At 73.7% G+C, this 15,473-nt stretch carries 15 protein-coding genes; 5 read left to right on the top strand and 10 right to left on the bottom strand.

The features are described 5' to 3' along the window. The first annotated feature begins 48 nt into the window (after positions 1–48). Entirely contained in the window at positions 49–1,047 is a 999-nt protein-coding gene (locus ACFYXS_RS16435) for an NAD-dependent epimerase/dehydratase family protein (RefSeq protein WP_389248473.1), read from the top strand. A 6-nt stretch (positions 1,048–1,053) separates the two neighbouring features. On the opposite strand, the gene ACFYXS_RS16430 is transcribed toward ACFYXS_RS16435, so the two are convergent. Continuing rightward, the gene (locus ACFYXS_RS16430) at positions 1,054–1,842 is read right to left on the bottom strand and encodes a tyrosine-protein phosphatase (protein WP_389248471.1); all 789 of its coding nucleotides are present in this window, start codon (positions 1,840–1,842) and stop codon (positions 1,054–1,056) included. A 224-nt stretch (positions 1,843–2,066) separates the two neighbouring features. On the opposite strand from ACFYXS_RS16430, the gene ACFYXS_RS16425 reads away from it, so the two are divergent. After that, positions 2,067–3,530, top strand: coding sequence for an MDR family MFS transporter (locus ACFYXS_RS16425; protein ID WP_389248469.1), 1,464 nt, complete (start codon positions 2,067–2,069; stop codon positions 3,528–3,530). A 130-nt stretch (positions 3,531–3,660) separates the two neighbouring features. Continuing rightward, on the top strand, positions 3,661–6,078 hold the full coding sequence (locus ACFYXS_RS16420) for a SpoIIE family protein phosphatase (RefSeq protein WP_389248467.1): 2,418 nt from the start codon (positions 3,661–3,663) through the stop codon (positions 6,076–6,078). Between the two features lie 333 nt (positions 6,079–6,411). Here the strand turns inward: ACFYXS_RS16420 and ACFYXS_RS16415 are convergent, their stop codons facing one another. From ACFYXS_RS16415 to ACFYXS_RS16395, 5 genes are read right to left on the bottom strand one after another with little or no spacing between them, the layout of a single operon-like run. Next, positions 6,412–7,470: a YbhN family protein gene (locus ACFYXS_RS16415; RefSeq protein ID WP_389248465.1), complete on the bottom strand. Its 1,059-nt coding sequence runs from the start codon at positions 7,468–7,470 to the stop codon at positions 6,412–6,414. Continuing rightward, a complete protein-coding gene (locus ACFYXS_RS16410; protein WP_389248463.1) occupies positions 7,467–8,351 on the bottom strand; it encodes a methyltransferase domain-containing protein in 885 nt (294 codons plus the stop codon). Before ACFYXS_RS16410 ends, ACFYXS_RS16415 begins: the two co-directional genes overlap by 4 nt. After that, positions 8,348–9,457: a glycosyltransferase family 4 protein gene (locus tag ACFYXS_RS16405; protein ID WP_389248461.1), complete on the bottom strand. Its 1,110-nt coding sequence runs from the start codon at positions 9,455–9,457 to the stop codon at positions 8,348–8,350. Before ACFYXS_RS16405 ends, ACFYXS_RS16410 begins: the two co-directional genes overlap by 4 nt. Beyond that, positions 9,454–9,852, bottom strand: a complete 399-nt coding sequence (locus ACFYXS_RS16400; protein WP_389248459.1) for a 6-pyruvoyl tetrahydropterin synthase family protein — start codon at positions 9,850–9,852, stop codon at positions 9,454–9,456. The genes ACFYXS_RS16405 and ACFYXS_RS16400 overlap by 4 nt, the downstream gene beginning before the upstream one ends. Positions 9,853–9,874: 22 nt before the next feature. After that, a complete protein-coding gene (locus tag ACFYXS_RS16395; RefSeq protein WP_389248457.1) occupies positions 9,875–10,855 on the bottom strand; it encodes a zinc-binding alcohol dehydrogenase in 981 nt (326 codons plus the stop codon). 92 nt (positions 10,856–10,947) lie between these two features. On the opposite strand from ACFYXS_RS16395, the gene ACFYXS_RS16390 reads away from it, so the two are divergent. Beyond that, on the top strand, positions 10,948–11,736 hold the full coding sequence (locus tag ACFYXS_RS16390; RefSeq protein WP_389248455.1) for a CDP-alcohol phosphatidyltransferase family protein: 789 nt from the start codon (positions 10,948–10,950) through the stop codon (positions 11,734–11,736). On the opposite strand, the gene ACFYXS_RS16385 is transcribed toward ACFYXS_RS16390, so the two are convergent. From ACFYXS_RS16385 to ACFYXS_RS16370, 4 genes are all read right to left on the bottom strand, one after another. Then, entirely contained in the window at positions 11,715–12,395 is a 681-nt protein-coding gene (locus tag ACFYXS_RS16385; RefSeq protein ID WP_389248453.1) for a RibD family protein, read from the bottom strand. The two genes, ACFYXS_RS16390 and ACFYXS_RS16385, sit on opposite strands and share 22 nt — an antisense overlap. Before the next feature lie 144 nt (positions 12,396–12,539). Beyond that, a complete protein-coding gene (locus tag ACFYXS_RS16380) occupies positions 12,540–13,562 on the bottom strand; it encodes a TIGR03617 family F420-dependent LLM class oxidoreductase (protein WP_389248451.1) in 1,023 nt (340 codons plus the stop codon). 50 nt (positions 13,563–13,612) lie between these two features. Next, the gene (locus ACFYXS_RS16375) at positions 13,613–13,960 is read right to left on the bottom strand and encodes an MmcQ/YjbR family DNA-binding protein (RefSeq protein ID WP_389248449.1); all 348 of its coding nucleotides are present in this window, start codon (positions 13,958–13,960) and stop codon (positions 13,613–13,615) included. A 117-nt stretch (positions 13,961–14,077) separates the two neighbouring features. Beyond that, a complete protein-coding gene (locus ACFYXS_RS16370) occupies positions 14,078–14,443 on the bottom strand; it encodes a PH domain-containing protein (RefSeq protein ID WP_389248447.1) in 366 nt (121 codons plus the stop codon). Between the two features lie 410 nt (positions 14,444–14,853). Between ACFYXS_RS16370 and ACFYXS_RS16365 the strand changes: the two genes are divergently transcribed. Beyond that, positions 14,854–15,363, top strand: coding sequence for a hypothetical protein (locus tag ACFYXS_RS16365; protein ID WP_389248445.1), 510 nt, complete (start codon positions 14,854–14,856; stop codon positions 15,361–15,363). Positions 15,364–15,473 lie beyond the last annotated feature (110 nt).

Genomic DNA, 15,473 nt, shown 5'->3' with positions numbered 1-15,473 from the left:
ACAGCGTGACCGCCCCCGCGCAGGCCCGCGGGGCGGCACAGTGGCGTCATGAATGTGCTGATCCTGGGTGGTACGGAGTTCGTGGGGCGCGCGGTGGCGGAGGAGGCACTGACGCGTGGCGAGAAGGTCACGGTGTTCCACCGGGGACGGCATTCGCCGCCGCCCGGGGTCACCGCGCTGCACGGGGACCGGGTCGCCGAAGGCGGCCTCGCGCCGCTCGCGGACGGCGAGTGGGACCTGGTGGTGGACACCTGGTCCGGCGCGCCGTCGGCGGTACGGGACACCGCCGCCCTGCTGGCGGGCCGGGCCGGGCGCTACGCCTACGTGTCCAGCCGCTCGGTGTACACCTACCCCGCGCCCGCCAGGCTCGACGAGGACGGCCCGGTGGTCGACGCGTCGCCCGACGACGGCGCGGACGTCGACTACGCGCGGGCCAAGCGGGGCGGCGAACTGGCCGCTGTCGGCGCGTTCGGCGACCGCGCGCTGCTGCTCCGGGCAGGTCTGATCCTCGGCCCGTACGAGAACATCGGCCGCCTGCCGTGGTGGCTCACCCGCATCGCCCGCGGCGGCCCCGTGCTGGCCCCCGGGCCGCGCGATCTGCCCCTGCAGTACATCGACGCGCGCGACCTCGCCGCCTTCACGCTGGACGCCGCCGCGGCGGGACGGGGCGGCGCGTACAACCTCGTCAGCCCGAGCGGGCACACCACCATGGGTGAACTGCTCGACACCTGCGTCGCGGTGACGGGCGGAGAGGCCGACCTGCGCTGGGCCGAGCCCTCCGCGGTGCTCGACGCCGGGATCGAACCGTGGTCCGAACTCCCCGTCTGGCTGCCGCCGGGCGAGCTGTACGACACCCTGCACGCCGGCGACGTCTCCCGTGCCGTCGCCGCCGGTCTGCGCTGCCGCCCCGTCGGCGAGACGGTCGCCGACACGTGGTCGTGGCTGCGTTCCCTGGGCGGGGTGGCGCCGCAGCGCCCGGACCGTCCGACGGTGGGGCTGCCCCAGGAGAAGGAGGCGGCCGCCCTGAAGGCGCTCGGCCTCGACTGACCGCCGTCAGCCCTCGGGCCCGGCCACGAGCGCGCCCTTGAGGCGGCCGAGTTCGGCGCCGGTCAGGCCGCGCTCCCGCAGCCACCGGCCGGCGCCGCCGTGGCGGGTCCTGAGGGTGTCGAGGAAGTGCTGCATGACCTGCGGCTTCGAGGCCATGTAGTGGTGCTCGACGGCGGGCAGGTCCCGGTAGGAGGGGAGCCGGGCGAGGCGCTCGCGGATGCGGACGACGCGCTGCGCGGTGAGGGCGTAGTCGGCGGCGATGGCGTCGGCCGGCACGCCGACCGCGTCGAGGAGCAGGGCGGCCAAAACGCCGGTGCGGTCCTTGCCGACGGCGCAGTGGAAGACGACGGCGTGCTGGTCGGTGTCGGCGACGATCCGCGCGGCGTCGACCAGGGACGCGCCGCTGCCGTCGAGCAGGCCCTCGTAGAAGCCGGCCGTGTCGTCGACCGCTTCGCCGCGCACCGCCGGCACGGCGTCGGTCACGACAGCCTGCACGCGGCGGACGGGCAGGCTGACCCGGCGCACGGCGGTGTCCGCCAGCAGGCCGTGCCCCTCGCGGGCCGCCTCGTCCGGGCCGCGCAGGTCGACGACCGTCCGCAACCGGTAACGCCCCAGGAGCAGTTCCACGTCGTCCGCCGTGGCGTCCTGGAGGGTGCTCGCCCGGAACACCACGCCGCGCCGGGTCCTGCCGCCGCCGTGGACGGGCAGCCCGCCGAGGTCGCGGATGTTGTCGACCTCGGCCAGTTCCACCCATCGGGCCGTGCCGCCGGGCGGGCCGTCGTACGTCGCTTCCAAGACGGCCTCCTCGGACGGGGTTCGGGTCGCCTGTTCTTTTGTACCAGTGCGTCAGGGCCGCGGGACGCGCATCCGGATGCGCCCGGGGTGCGGACGGCGGCGGCCCGGGTTTAGCTGGAGGCTGTGACCGGCTGGGCACGGTCCGTGAGGGCGGCCCGGCCGGCAGGCGCCGTCCGGGCGCGGGCGACCGCGCGGGGGCGGCGGCGAGAGCGAGGAGATCCCCCGTGGCCCGCAGGACGATTCCGCCGACGACCGCGGTAGCCGTCGTGTTCGTCTCCGCGCTCTTCATGGCGATCATGGACACGACGATCGTCAATGTGGCGGTCCCCGCGATCGGCCACGACTTCGGAGTCCCGGCCTCCGGCCTCGGCGCGATCAACATCGGCTACCTGGTCAGCCTCGCGGTGTTCATCCCCGTCGCCGGCTGGCTCGGCGACCGTTACGGCACCCGGCGGACCTTCCTGACCGCGCTGGTCGTCTTCACCGGCGCCTCCGCGCTGTGCGCCACCGCGACCAGCATGGACCAGCTCACCGCGTACCGGATCCTGCAGGGCGCGGGCGGCGGTCTGCTCACGCCGGTCGGCCAGACGATGCTGTTCCGGGCCTATCCGCCGGCCAAGCGGATCAAGGCGCAGCGCGCGCTGATGGTGCCCACCGCGGTCGCCCCCGCGGTGGGCCCGGTGCTCGGCGGCTGGCTGTCGGACGCCGTGTCCTGGCACTGGGTCTTCCTGGTCAACCTGCCCATCGGCGCCGCGGCCGTCGCCTTCGGCCTGCTGTTCCTGCCGGACTACCGGGTGGATGCCCCGGGCCGCTTCGACCTCACGGGCTTCCTGCTGGCGGGCGGCGGTCTGTCGCTGACGCTCTACGCCTTCACCGAGGGCCCCGACCAGGGGTGGGGCACGGCCGGCGTCCTCGTGCCGCTGGTGTTCGGCATCGCGGCGCTGCTCGCCATGGTGGCGGTGGAACGGCGCATCGCGAAGCCGATGCTGGACCTGGAGCTCTTCAGGGACCGGCTGTTCCGGGCCAACACGATCGTGATGTTCCCGCTGAGCGCCGTGTTCCTCGGCACGGTCTGGCTGTACCCGCTGTTCCTGCAGGAGGCGCTCGGCTTCGACGCGCTGCGCAGCGGCATGGCCACCTTCCCCGAGGCGCTGGGCGTGATGGCGGCGGCGCAGGTGGCGCCCCGTCTGTACCGGCGCATCGGGCCGCGCTGGCTGATGGTCGGCGGCTCGGCGGGCATGGGCCTGTGCGTGGCCGTCATGGCGGGCTTCACCGCCGCCACGTCGGAGTGGACGCTGCGCGGTGTGCTGTTCGTGCTGGGCTACTGCATCGGGCACGTGATGATGTCCGCGCAGAACGCCGCCTTCGCGACCGTCCCGGCCCCCTCGACCGGGCGGGCCGCCACCGTCTTCAACATGCAGCGCCAGCTCGGCGGCGCCTTCGGCACGGCCGTGATCGCCACCCTGCTCGCGGCCGTCGGCACCACCGTGCTGGGCGCCGACGGCACGCCGACCGCCAACCTGACGGCCTATCACGCGGGCTTCGTCCTGTGCGCCGGGCTCGCGCTGATCTCCGCGGTCGCCGCGCTCTTCGTCTCCGACCAGGACGCCCTGGGAGTGGAACGGCCCGACGCGGAGCGGCCCGCCCGGCCGGGCGCCGCCGAGGCGGCGACCTCCGCCGCTCCCTGACGCTCCCCCGGCCCCCGGCCCCCGAGCCCCGAGCCCCGGCGTCTGTTTGAGACGTTTTGCCCCCGGTGGGATGCTGGGAAGGATGGCGCGGGGTCCGGGCCTCGGAACCGACCAGGCGAGGACGTCGGCGATGCCGGTACAAGAACCGATGGACGACGGGCAGTCCGTTGCCAGGGCCGCCATGGCCGCCGTGGACGCCAGCGGCGTCGTCACCGGGTGGACGCCCGGCGCCGCGCGGCTGCTGGGGTACCGGCGGGACGAGGTGGTGGGACGGGCGGCCGGGGCACTGCTCGCCGGGCAACTCCCGCTGTCCGCGCTGCGGAGCCTGAAGCGGCAGGAGGAATGGCGCGGCCGGCTGCTGCTGCGGCACCGCCAGGGCCACGCGGTGGGGGCCGAGGTCGACGCCGCCCCGCTGGGCAGCGAGTGGGCGATCATGGCGGAGGAGCCCGGGATACCGCTCGCGGAGTGGGCCCTGGACCAGATGCCCGCGGTCTTCGGTGTGTACGACCACGAGAAGCGGCTGATCGGCAGCAGCGCGGAGGGCCGCCGCGTGATGGGGGTCCCGGAGCAGGAGGTCATCGGGCTGCGGGTGGTCGAGTTCTCCCCCGGACGCCGGTCGGAGAAGCTCGAGGAACTGATGGACCGGGTGATGGAGACCGGCGAGCGGATGACCGCCGAGACGTTCACCCAGGCCCCCGGCGAGACCCGCGCCCACGCCTGGTCGGTGTACCTCTATCCGCTCAAGGACCCGGCCGGGCACGTGCGCGGCGTGTCCGTGGCCGCGCTCGACACGACGTCCCAGTACAAGGCGCGCAAGCGGCTGAGCCTGGTCAACACGGCCGGCGTGCGGATCGGGACCACGCTGGACGTCATACGCACCGCCGAGGAGCTCACCGAGGTCGTCCTCGGGCAGTTCGCCGACTTCGCGAGCGTCGACCTGCTGGACGCCGTCCTGGACGAGGCGACGGACGCCGGGCCGCGTGCGTCCGGTCCGGTGATCCTGCGCCGGGCGGCCCAGGACTCCGTCCTGGACGGGGCGCCGGAGACCTCCGTGTCCCCCGGGCAGCCGGACCGCTATCCCAAGGAGTCGCCCATGGCGCGGGCGCTGGTCACCGGGCGGGCGTCGCGCCACTGGATCGAGGACGAGGACGTCCAGGAGTGGCTCCACGCGGACCCGCCGCACGCGCGCTCCGCGCACGCCTTCGGCATCCACTCGCTCATCGTGGTCCCGCTGCGCGCCCGGGGCACGACGCTGGGGCTCGCGCAGTTCGTCCGGCACCGCACGCCCGACCCGTTCGACCCCGACGACCTGATCCTGGCGGAGGAGATCACCGCACGGGCGGCGCTGTCCATCGACAACGCGCTGCGCTACACCCGTGAGCGCAACACCGCCCTCACCCTGCAGCGCAGCATGCTGCCGCAGCGCACACCGCGGCAGGCGGCGGTCACCGTCGCCTCGCGCTACCTGCCGGCCGACGCGCGGGTGGGCGTCGGCGGCGACTGGTTCGACGTGATCCCGCTGTCCGGGACGCGCGTGGCGCTCGTGGTGGGCGACGTGGTCGGGCACGGCATCCAGGCGTCCGCGACCATGGGCCGGCTGCGCACGGCCGTACGCACCCTCGCCGACGTCGACATGCCGCCCGACGAACTCCTCACCCACCTGGACGACCTCGTGCTGCGGCTCGACCGCGAGGAGCACCCGGACGGGCCCGCGGGGGACTCCGGGAACGGCGAGCGCGCCGACGCCGGGAACATCGGCGCCACCTGCGTGTACGCGGTGTACGACCCGGTCGCCCGCCGCTGCACCATCGCCCGCGCCGGACACCCGGCGCCCGTGGTCGTGCGCCCGGACGGCGCGGTCGAGGTGCCCGCGCTCCCCGCCGGGCCGCCGCTGGGCCTCGGCGGTCTGCCGTTCGAGTCCACGGAGCTGGACCTGCCGGACGGCAGCATGATCGCCCTGTTCACCGACGGGCTCATCGGCGCGGGCAAGCACGACCGCGTGCCCGAGGACGAGCTCGCGGCGGGCGCCGCGCGGCTGGCCGCGGCGCTCACGAACGGCCCGTCGGCGTCCCTGGACGACGTGTGCGACCACGTGATGGGCACCATGCTGCCCGACACTCCCGACGACGACGTCGCGCTGCTGCTCGCCCGCGCCAACGGCCTCGACACCTCCCGCGTGTCGACCTGGGAGCTGCCGCTCGACCCGGCCATGGTGGCCCACGCGCGCAAGCTCACCACGGAACAGCTCGCGCAATGGGGGCTGGAGGAGATGGCGTTCGTCACCGAACTCGTCGTGAGCGAACTCGTCACCAACGCCATCCGCTACGCCCGCGCGCCCATCCAGCTGCGGCTGATCAACGACACGAGCCTCATCTGCGAGGTCTCCGACGCCAGCAGCACCGCTCCCCATCTGCGCCGCGCCCGCGTCTACGACGAGGGCGGCCGCGGCCTGCTCCTCGTCGCCCAGCTCACCGAACGGTGGGGCACCCGCCACACCCTGCGCGGCAAGACCATCTGGACCGAACAGCTCCTGCCGCCGTCCACGTGACGGCGCTTCGCCGGACGCGGGCCGGGTCCGTACGCCTCGCGGGCCCCCGTGCCCGCCGCCGCCGACATCGAGGAACGCGGCACACGAAACCCACCGCGTCATGGAAGGGCGGCCTGCGCCGTCCGCGGCGCGGACGAGATCAACGCGGCCACGGTGAGCGAGGCTCGCCGCAGTGCGGATCAGCTCGCGGAGCAACAGCGACCGCGACGCCCCGACCTGCCCGACGGTCGGCACACGCCGGGAGCGGGCCGTGGGCCCGGGGCGCTGCCCGGCCCTCGCGAGGACCGTGGCACACGAGGGAAAGGCGGCCCGCACCGTCCGCCGCGGGCCGGATCAGCTCTCCGGGGCGACGGTGACCGCGACGGGCCGGCTGAGCGTGCGATCGCGGCGGACGGAGCGGATGCGGGCCGTGAGGGGACGCCGCGGGGGCGCGGTGGCGGGACGCGGGGGCCGGGACAGCACGAGGACGGCGACGCCGGGAAGGCTGGCGACGAGGGTGAGGACCCCGTAGACGACGGCAGTGGACAGGCCCTGGGCCGCGCCGAGGCCGGCCGCGCCGAAGGCGAGCGTGGAGACGGCCTCGCGGGGTCCCCAGCCGCCGATGTTGATCGGCAGGCCCATCACGAGGAGGGCCAGGGTGAGCGGCGGGACGAGCTGCGCGACAGGTGCGGTCGACCCGGCGGCGCGGGCGGCGACCACGAAGAGGGCGACATGGCCGACCAGGCCCGCCGCGGAGAGCAGGACGACGCCCGGCCAGGTGCTCCGGGCCAGCAGGCCGCGGCGCAGGTCGGCCAGGCTGTCCGCGAGGGCCCCGGCGACCTTGCCGGTGCGGCGGCGGCGGCGCCGCACCGCCCACACCGTGACCGGTCCGGCGACCGCGAGCGTGCCGAGGACGGCCGCGGTGAGCGCCAGGGCGCCGGTGCCGTCGGGAAGGAGTGCGCGCGTCATGTCGGCCAGCAGGGCGGGCCGGCTGAGCAGTACGGCCGCGCCGAGCGTGAGGACGACGATCTGTCCTCCGGTCCGTTCCAGCACCACCGCCCGCACCCCGCGGCCGACGTCGCCCTCGGTGCGCCCGTGCCGGACCGCGCGGTGCACGTCCCCGAGGACGCCCGCCGGGAGCACCGCGTTGAGCAGCAGCGCCCGGTAGTAGTCGGCGACGGCCCGCCCGATGCGCAGCCGCAGGCCGAGCCGGCGGGCCACGATGCACCAGCGCCAGGCGCTGAGGACGGTGGTGAGCAGGCCGATGCCGAGGGCGGCGAGCACGGACACGCCGTTGACCATGTGGAGCCCGTCGAGGAACGCGCTCGTGCCCAGCCGGGACACCAGGGCGACCAGGATGCCGGCGCCCAGCAGGAGCCGCAGCCAGGGCCACGCCCGCTTCAGGATCGTCATCGGACGTCACCGCCCGGCGCCGCGGGGAGCACGAGCAGGTCGATGTGGCCGATCTCGGCCCGGAGTCCGCCGGCCGCGCAGGTGTCGAGCCGGCGGCGGAGATAGCCGTCGGCGCGGGCCGTGAGCGCGGGGCGCTGCTCGACCGCCGCGCCGACCCATCCGCGGAGCCATTCCGCGGTCAGGGCGGACTCGTCCGGGCCCAGCCGCCAGGAGCTCGGACGGCTGAGCACGGTGGCGCCGCGCCGCTCGAACGCCTCGGTGGCGGCAGCCACGGCGTCGGGTCCGAGCAGGGCGCGGCCGTCGCTCTCGCGCCTCTGGTGCTCGTCGAAGGCCGCGGCGATCTCGTGGTCGAGGGGGTCGGCGGGGTCGAGCGCCACCCGGCCGACGACGGACAGGGTCAGCAGCGCGGGGCAGCCGGCGTCGGCGCACGCGGCGGCCAGGGCGTCCACCTCGTCGGCGGTGAGCAGGTCCAACAGCGCCGAGGCGGTGACGAGCGAGGTCCCGGCGAGGTCGGCGGCGCGCAACCGGGTCAGGTCGCCCTCGTGGATCGCGGCGGTGACGGCGCCTCCCGGGGTGATCCGGCCGTCGAGACTGGCCCGGGCGAGGGCGAGCAGTCCCGGGTCGCGGTCGTGGAGGATCCAGTGCTGGGGTCCCGGCAGCCGGTCGGACAGCCAGCGGCCCAGCGATCCGGTGCCGCAGCCGAGGTCGCGCACGACGAGCGTGCCGTCCGGGGGCGGCACCGCGGTCAGCCGGTCCAGCAGCGGCGCGATCAGTTCCGCCGAGCGGGCGGCGGCGTCGGCGCCCTCACGCAGCGACAGCCATTGCGGGGTGAAGGCGGGTGCCTCCGCTTCCCCCGCCGATGTCCCCGGCCTGTTCGTCATGACCCCTCCCGCACCATCTTCCGGAGCACCGCGTCCATGCGCCGCGATGTCTCCTCCCAGCCCCGCAGGGTGTCGCGGCGGTCCCGCGCCGAGGTCCGCAGGCGGCGCCGCAGCGTGTCCTCGGCGAACCAGCGGCGCAGTCCTGCGGCCAGCGCCGCGCTGTCGCCGGGCGGCACGAGGACGCCCGGGAGGCTGCCGTCGGGGGCCTGCCCGAGGGCGTCCGGCACGCCGCCGACGTCCGAGGCGAGCACCGGGATGCCCCGCATCAGCGCCTCGGTCACGACCATCCCGAACGTCTCGGCCCGGGACGGCAGGACGAGGAGGTCGGCGGCGGCATACGCACCGGCCAGGGCCTGGCCGGTGAGCGGGCCGGTGAGCCGCACCCGGTCGGTGAGCCCCGTCGCCGCGAGCAGTTCGCGCATCAGCTCGGTGTAGGCGCCGTCGCGTTCGAGCGGCCCGACGAGATCGCAGGTCCAGCTCAGGCCGGCGAGGTCCGCCAGGGCCTCGATGAGCACATCCTGCCCCTTGCGGGGGGTGACGGACGCGACGCAGAGCAGATGTGACGACCCGTCGGTGCCCGGCGCGAGGGGCGCCGCGTCCGTGCCCGGGGGCACCACGTGCACACGGCCGGTGGGCAGTTCGTGGTGCGCGACGAGCCGCCGCCCGGCCCAGGGGCTGGTGGCGACCACCGCGTCGACGCCGTGCAGGGTCTCCCGTTCCCGGGAGTCCAGTTCGGCGGCGACCTCGGCCGGCAGTCCCGTCTCGTCGGCGAGCGGCAGGTGGACCAGGACCGCCACCCGCAGCCGGCCCGACTGCGGGACGACGATGTCGGGGACGCCGCAGGCCACGAGGCCGTCGAGGAGGACGCAGGCACCGTCGGGCAGATCCGCGAGCGACCGGGCCAGCCGCTCGCGGGCGGCCTTGCCGGGCCGCGGCCAGTCACCCGGCACGGCGATCTCACGGACGGTGCGGCCGCCGGCCGCCAGCGACTGGTTCAGCCGGCGGTCGTAGATGTTGCCGCCGCTCGGCACGGCCGTGTCGTCCACGTCGCCGGGCAGGACGACGTGGACGGTGCGCACGTCCGGCGCGAGGGCCGCGGCGCTCACAGTGTCCGCTCGTAGCTCGCCCAGGCGACATGGGACTCGTGCAGGGCGACGCCGATGGCGGTGAGTCCGCGCGCGCCCTCGCCGAGGGCGCCCTCGGCGACCCGGTCGGCGAGCCGGTCGGCGATGTACTTGGCCAGGAACTCCGTCGAGGTGTTGATCCCGGCGAACTCCGGCTCGTCGTCCAGGTTGCGGTAGTTGAGGCCGGCGACGACCTTGCCGAGCTCCTGGGTGGCCAAGCCGATGTCGACGACGATGTTGTCGTCGTCGAGTTCGGGACGGCGGAAGGTCGCGTCCACCAGGAACGTCGCGCCGTGCAGTCGTTGCGCGGGTCCGAAGACCTCACCGCGGAAGCTGTGGGCGATCATGATGTGGTCACGAACGGTGATACTGAACACGGTGGAACCTTCCAGGGCTGAACTAGGCCGGTCGGTAGGCAATACGGTGGCAGAGCACGGATGGTTCACCGCCGGCGACACGGTTCATCATCTCGGGCAGACGGTCGAAGGGGCTCTCCCCGGTGATCAGCGCGTCGAAGGCCGGATCGGCCAGCAGGCGCAGGGCCACCGCCATCCGGTCGGCGTAGCTGCGCCGGGTGCGCCGATTGGGCGAAACGGTGCCGACCTGGCTGCTGCGGACCACCAGGCGGCGGGAGTGGAAGGCCTCGCCGAGGGGCAGCGAGACCCGCCGGTCGCCGTACCAGCTCATCTCCAGCAAAGTGCCCTCCGGCTCCAGCAGTTCCAGGCCGCGGGCGAGCCCGGCCTCGGTGGCGCTGGCGTGGACGACGAGGTCGCAGCCCCCCTCGGCCTCGTCGGGCAGGGCGAACCCGACGCCGAGGGCCGCGGCGACCGCGGCGCGCGCCGGGTCGACGTCGACGAGCTGCACCCGCGCCCCGGGGAGGCCGGCGGCCACCGCGGCGACGCTGCACCCGACCATCCCGGCGCCGATGACCGCGATCCGGTCGCCGACCAGGGGCGCGGCGTCCCACAGGGCGTTCACGGCGGTCTCGACCGTGCCGGCGAGGACGGCCCGCTCGGCGGGCACGTCGTCGGGGACGGGGGTGACCGCCGAGGCCGGGACGACGTAGCGGGTCTGGTGCGGGTACAGGCAGAAGACGGTGCGGCCCAGCAGCTCCGCCGGCCCCTGCTCGACCACGCCGACGTTCAGGTAGCCGTACTTCACCGGGCCCGGGAAGTCGCCCTCCTGGAAGGGCGCCCGCATGATCGTGTGCTGACTCTCCGGTACGCCTCCGCGGAAGACGAGGGTCTCCGTGCCGCGGCTGATGCCGGAGTGCAGGGTGCGCACGACCACGTCGTCCGGTCCCGGCTCGGGCAGGGTGACGTCGCGGATCTCGCCCTCGCCGGGTTTGCGAAGCCAGAAGGCCCGTGCCGAACGCTCCATGGGTTTTCTCCGTATCCCTCCACGACAGATGAGGCCGTACCGTACGCGGCGCTCCCGAGAAACCCGTAACCGGGGGAACAAAGATGACCGTGATGACCGTGGGAACCCGGCTCGACAAGGGCACGGCGGGGCGCGAGCAAGCCGTCGCCGCGGTGGCCCAGTTCGGGTTGCTCGTCGTGCTGTGGGCCTCGGTGGGCCTGCACGCGCTGGGCTGGATCGCGGGGACCGCCTACGGCGCCGCCATCTGGGCGTTGCTGACGGGCGGGCTGCGCCGTTCGGGGGCCCGTGCGCTCGGTCCCGCCGACCGGGTGACCCTCGGCCGCGCGGTGCTGGTCGGCGGGGTCACGGCGCTGGCGGTGGCGGGCGCGGCACACGGCGCCGTCTTCACCGGCGTGGCGTCGGTGGCGCTGGTCCTCGACGCGGTGGACGGCAAGGTCGCCCGCCGCACCGGGACCTGCTCGCGGCTGGGCGCCCGTTTCGACATGGAGGTCGACGCGTTCCTCATCATGGTGCTGAGCGTGCAGCTGGCCATGGTGCAGGGCCCGTGGGTGCTGGCGATCGGCGCCATGCGGTACGCGTTCGTCGCGGCGTCGTGGGTGCTGCCCTGGCTGAACGCGCCGCTCCCGCCGAGCTTCGCCCGCAAGACGGTGGCGGCGTGCCAGGGGATCGCGCTGGTGGCGGCCTGCTCGGGGATCCTCCCGGGGGCGGCCGCGGCGGGTGTGGCGGCGCTGGCGCTGGCCGCGCTCGTGTGGTCCTTCGGCCGCGACATCGCGTGGCTGTGGCGGACCCGGCCGGCCGAGGCGCCCGGGGGCGGCCACGAGTCGCTGCCGGTGCCCGTGCCGGTGGCCTCGGCCGCCGGTCAGTCGTCCTGGCGGGGGTGATACCGCAGCAGGACGACGTCCCCAATCTGCCGGGTCTCCGCGAGCCGCATGCGGTGGCCCGGTCCCTGGGGGAAGTCGGCCGGCTGGACCAGCCGCGGCGCGTCGGCCTGGCCCACGAAGAACGGGGCGTACACGAGCTGCAGCTCGTCGACGAGCCCGGCCGACAGGAACAGCGTGTGGACCACGCCCCCGCCCTCGACCATCAGTCGTTCGATCCCGCGCGCGGCGAGGTCTTCCAGCACCTCGCGCACATCCAGCGGGTCGCCCGCGCCGACCACCGTGGCCAGCCCGTCCAGCCGCTCGTCCAGCGCGGACACCGCGCCGGTGGTCGTGTAGACGATCTTGGCGCAGTCGCCGGTCGTGAAGAACCGCGCCTCCGGGTCCAGTTTGCCGCTCTCGGTCAGCGTGACCTTGACCGGCGTCGCCGGCCGGCCCGCGCTCAGCCGCTCGCGCTGCCGCTCCGGGCACACCAGCAGCCGGGGATCGTCCGAACGGATGGTGTTGGCCCCCACCAGGATGGCGTCCACCCCGGCCCTGACCTGGTCGATGCGGTCGAAGTCCTCGTCGTTGGAGAGCAGGAGGCGGGTCGTGCTCGTGTCGTCCAGGCAACCGTCCAACGAGGAGGCGACCGACAGCAGCACATACGGGCGCGATCTCATGTCGCCCATGATCCCCTCCCAGGTCCCCGCAGGCGATGGAGCTTTCGTAAGCTTGCACGATTCGGGGCGGCGGGGTATAGGGGCCCGCCGCAGGTCAGCGCACCGGCCGGGTGCGTCCCGGGTCGGCGCCGCGCGGACCGGCGTTCACTCCCGGGCGGACGCGAGCACGTCGAGGGCGAGGGTGTCGTCGGCGTCGTGGGAGAAGGAGACGCTGACGCGGGTGTACAGGCCGCCGAAGCGCTCACGCAGGGCCCGGCCCACCGCGCCCGGTTCGCCGTGCAGGGCGAAGGTGTCGAGGACGTCGTCGTCCACCAGGCGGCCCATCTCCTGCCACTGGCCGCGCACGGACATCCGGTGCAGCTCCCGCTGGAGCCCGCCCCAGCCGTGCAGTTCGAGGACGGGGAGGTAGGCGGGGGTGGAGGCGTAGAACGCGATCCGCTCACGGGTGGCGGTGAGCGCGGCGGCGTACTCCTCCTCCGTGCGGCCGGTCGCGACCAGCGCGGTCCCGGCGACGTCGAAGGGCCGCCCGGTCCGCCCGGCCTTCTCACGGGCGTCGTGGACGATCGGGAGGCTCACCCGGCGCAGGTACTCCGGGGAGGTGAGGGGGTGACAGATCAGCCCGTCGGCCACTTCTCCCGCGACGGCGGTCATGCGCGGGCCGACGGCGGCCAGCCACACCAGGGGCGGCCCGGACGGCAGCGGTCCCGGGTCGAACATCGGGGTCATGAGGGTGTGGGTGTAGAAGTCGCCGCGGAAGGCCAGCCGTCCGCCGGTCTGCCAGCTGTGCCAGACAGCACGCAGCGCCTCGGTGAACTCCCGCATGCGAGCGGCCGGTTGCGACCACGGCATGGCGTAGCGGCGGGTGATGTGCGGCTTGACCTGCGAGCCGAGTCCGACGATCGCCCGTCCGCCGGACAGCCGCTGTACGTCCCAGGCGGCCGTCGCCACCGTCATCGGGTTGCGGGCGAAGGCGATGGCGACCCCGGTGGTCAGCGCGATCCGCCGGGTACCGGCGGCCGCGACGGCCAGTTGCAGGAAGGCGTCGTGCTGCAGCTCGTTCACCACAAAGCCGTCGGCGCCGCGCGCTTCGGCCAGCGCGGCCGCGGCGGCGGCCTGCTCGATCCGGCCGGAGAAGGTGACGTCGGTCTTCAGGGGTGCGGTGGTCACGAGGCGGCTCTCCGGGCGGGCGGTTCGTCATGGGCGGGGTCGCGGGAGGTTCAGGACCGTGAGGGGTCCTGCGACTCCAGGAGCGCGGGCGGTGCGGCCTGCCGCCAGGAGTCCACGAGGATGTCCCGCAGCTCGTCCAGATCCTCCAGCGCGGCCAGGCGCACCCGCACCCAGTGCGAACCGGCCTCGTGCGGCGGCACCCAGAACTTCTCCGGCTCCGCCGCGATCAGCTCTTCGCGCTCGTGCATCGGGCAGCGCACGGCGAACGACGTCTCGTCGTCGGGGACCGTCACGAACATCTTCCCCGCGACCCGGAACGTGGGCATGCTCCAGGCTTCCTTCTCGGCCGTCTCCGGCAGCGAGAGGGCGATGCGGCGGACGTCTTGGGAGTCGGGCATGCCCCTACGGTAGACACCGCCACCGACACCGGCGTCCCGGGCACACGCGAGGCCGCTCCCCCGTCACGGGGAAACGGCCTCCCGCCTGCGGCGGTTCGCGTCCGAGGAGAGGGACGGCTAGCGCGCCGCGAACTTCGCGAGGATGCCCTGCATCTCGTAGACGTTGACGCCCCGGGTGAAGCTCTTCTCGATCGGCTCGTGGCTGCCGGAGATCCAGATCTTGAGGTCGGCGTCCAGGTCGAACGGGCCGGCCGTCTCCACCGAGAAGCGCGTGATGCTCTTGTACAGAACGGAGAGGTACTCCACCTTCTTGCCGGTCACGCCCTCCTTGTCGACGAAGATCAGCCGGCGGTCGGTGAACAGGATGCTGTCGCGGACCAGCTCGAAGGCGGCGTGCAGCTGCTCGTCCTCCCCCAGCAGTCGCGCGAACTCTTCCCGGGCCGCCGTCGCATCGACCGCGTGCGCGTTTCCGAACATCGCCATAACAGACCTTCCACAGCAGCAAGTTGACCGAAGATCATCAGCCTATCGGAGCGCCGTGGGACGGATCGCACGGGAGCCGCCCGCACCACCGTGCGTTCGCGGTCGTCGAATGGCGGCGGATCATTCGGGCAAAATCGACAAAAGCCGCTTCCGCTGAGCGGAAACGGCCACGGCCAGGGCCGACTGCGACCACTTCGGCTTCCCGGCGCTTCCGGCAATCCATTGACGGCGGCATCGCGCGTGCCCCGCCGGCAACGGTTTCAACTCTCGGCGAGGGGGGACACCTGACGTGCGATCAGGACGTCGAACGAGAATCGGGGCACGCGATGGCAAGTCCCACCAATCCCCATAGTAACGTCGAAGCGATAACGGCCCTGTACTCTGCCACGCGAGCCGACAACTCATCGATCATGAACATCGGGCTGGCCCTTGTGGGAGTCGGCGCCACCTACGCAGTAGGGACCCTCGCGTTCGCGGATAAATTCGGCAGCGTCGTGCCCTGGCCGCTCGTGCCGGCACTGCCTCTCCTGATGTGGATGATCGCGGCATTTCACTCACAACTCACCATCTGCGCCATGCTGAACGCCGTCACCATCCAAAGAATCGAAAAGGAGCTTCTCCTCAGGACGGGGCTGACTCAGTCCATCCAGGACGTCATTGGATACACCCCCACGGAGAAGATCACGAATATTATGGTCTCTCGCCTGCCCCACAAAATCACCACGGTTATCACCTACGCGGGAGTCTTTTTCGTAGTCGCGGGCTACACGGCATATGTTCTCGTGAAAGCAAGTCCACACATGGACGACTGGATCTACGTGTACGGTGCCGCATACGCCGGGGCGACCATAGTGGTTGGCTGGGCATGGCTCGACGGCATACAGCAGTCCGAACTCAATAAGACGGCAGCCGGACTCTGAGGTCCCCAACGATCGCCGAGTACCGCCGGCGCCCGTGCGCCACAGCCGGCGGCCACAACCCGGCATCCGCGTGCACGGCGGGTCCCCCGGCACCCGGGTGGAGCAGACCG

It is taken from the genome of Streptomyces sp. NPDC002574 (genome assembly GCF_042889545.1).
GTDB lineage: Bacteria > Actinomycetota > Actinomycetes > Streptomycetales > Streptomycetaceae > Actinacidiphila.
The sequence above is the reverse complement of the archived record's forward strand: the minus strand, read 5'-3'. Positions and strand labels throughout refer to the sequence as shown.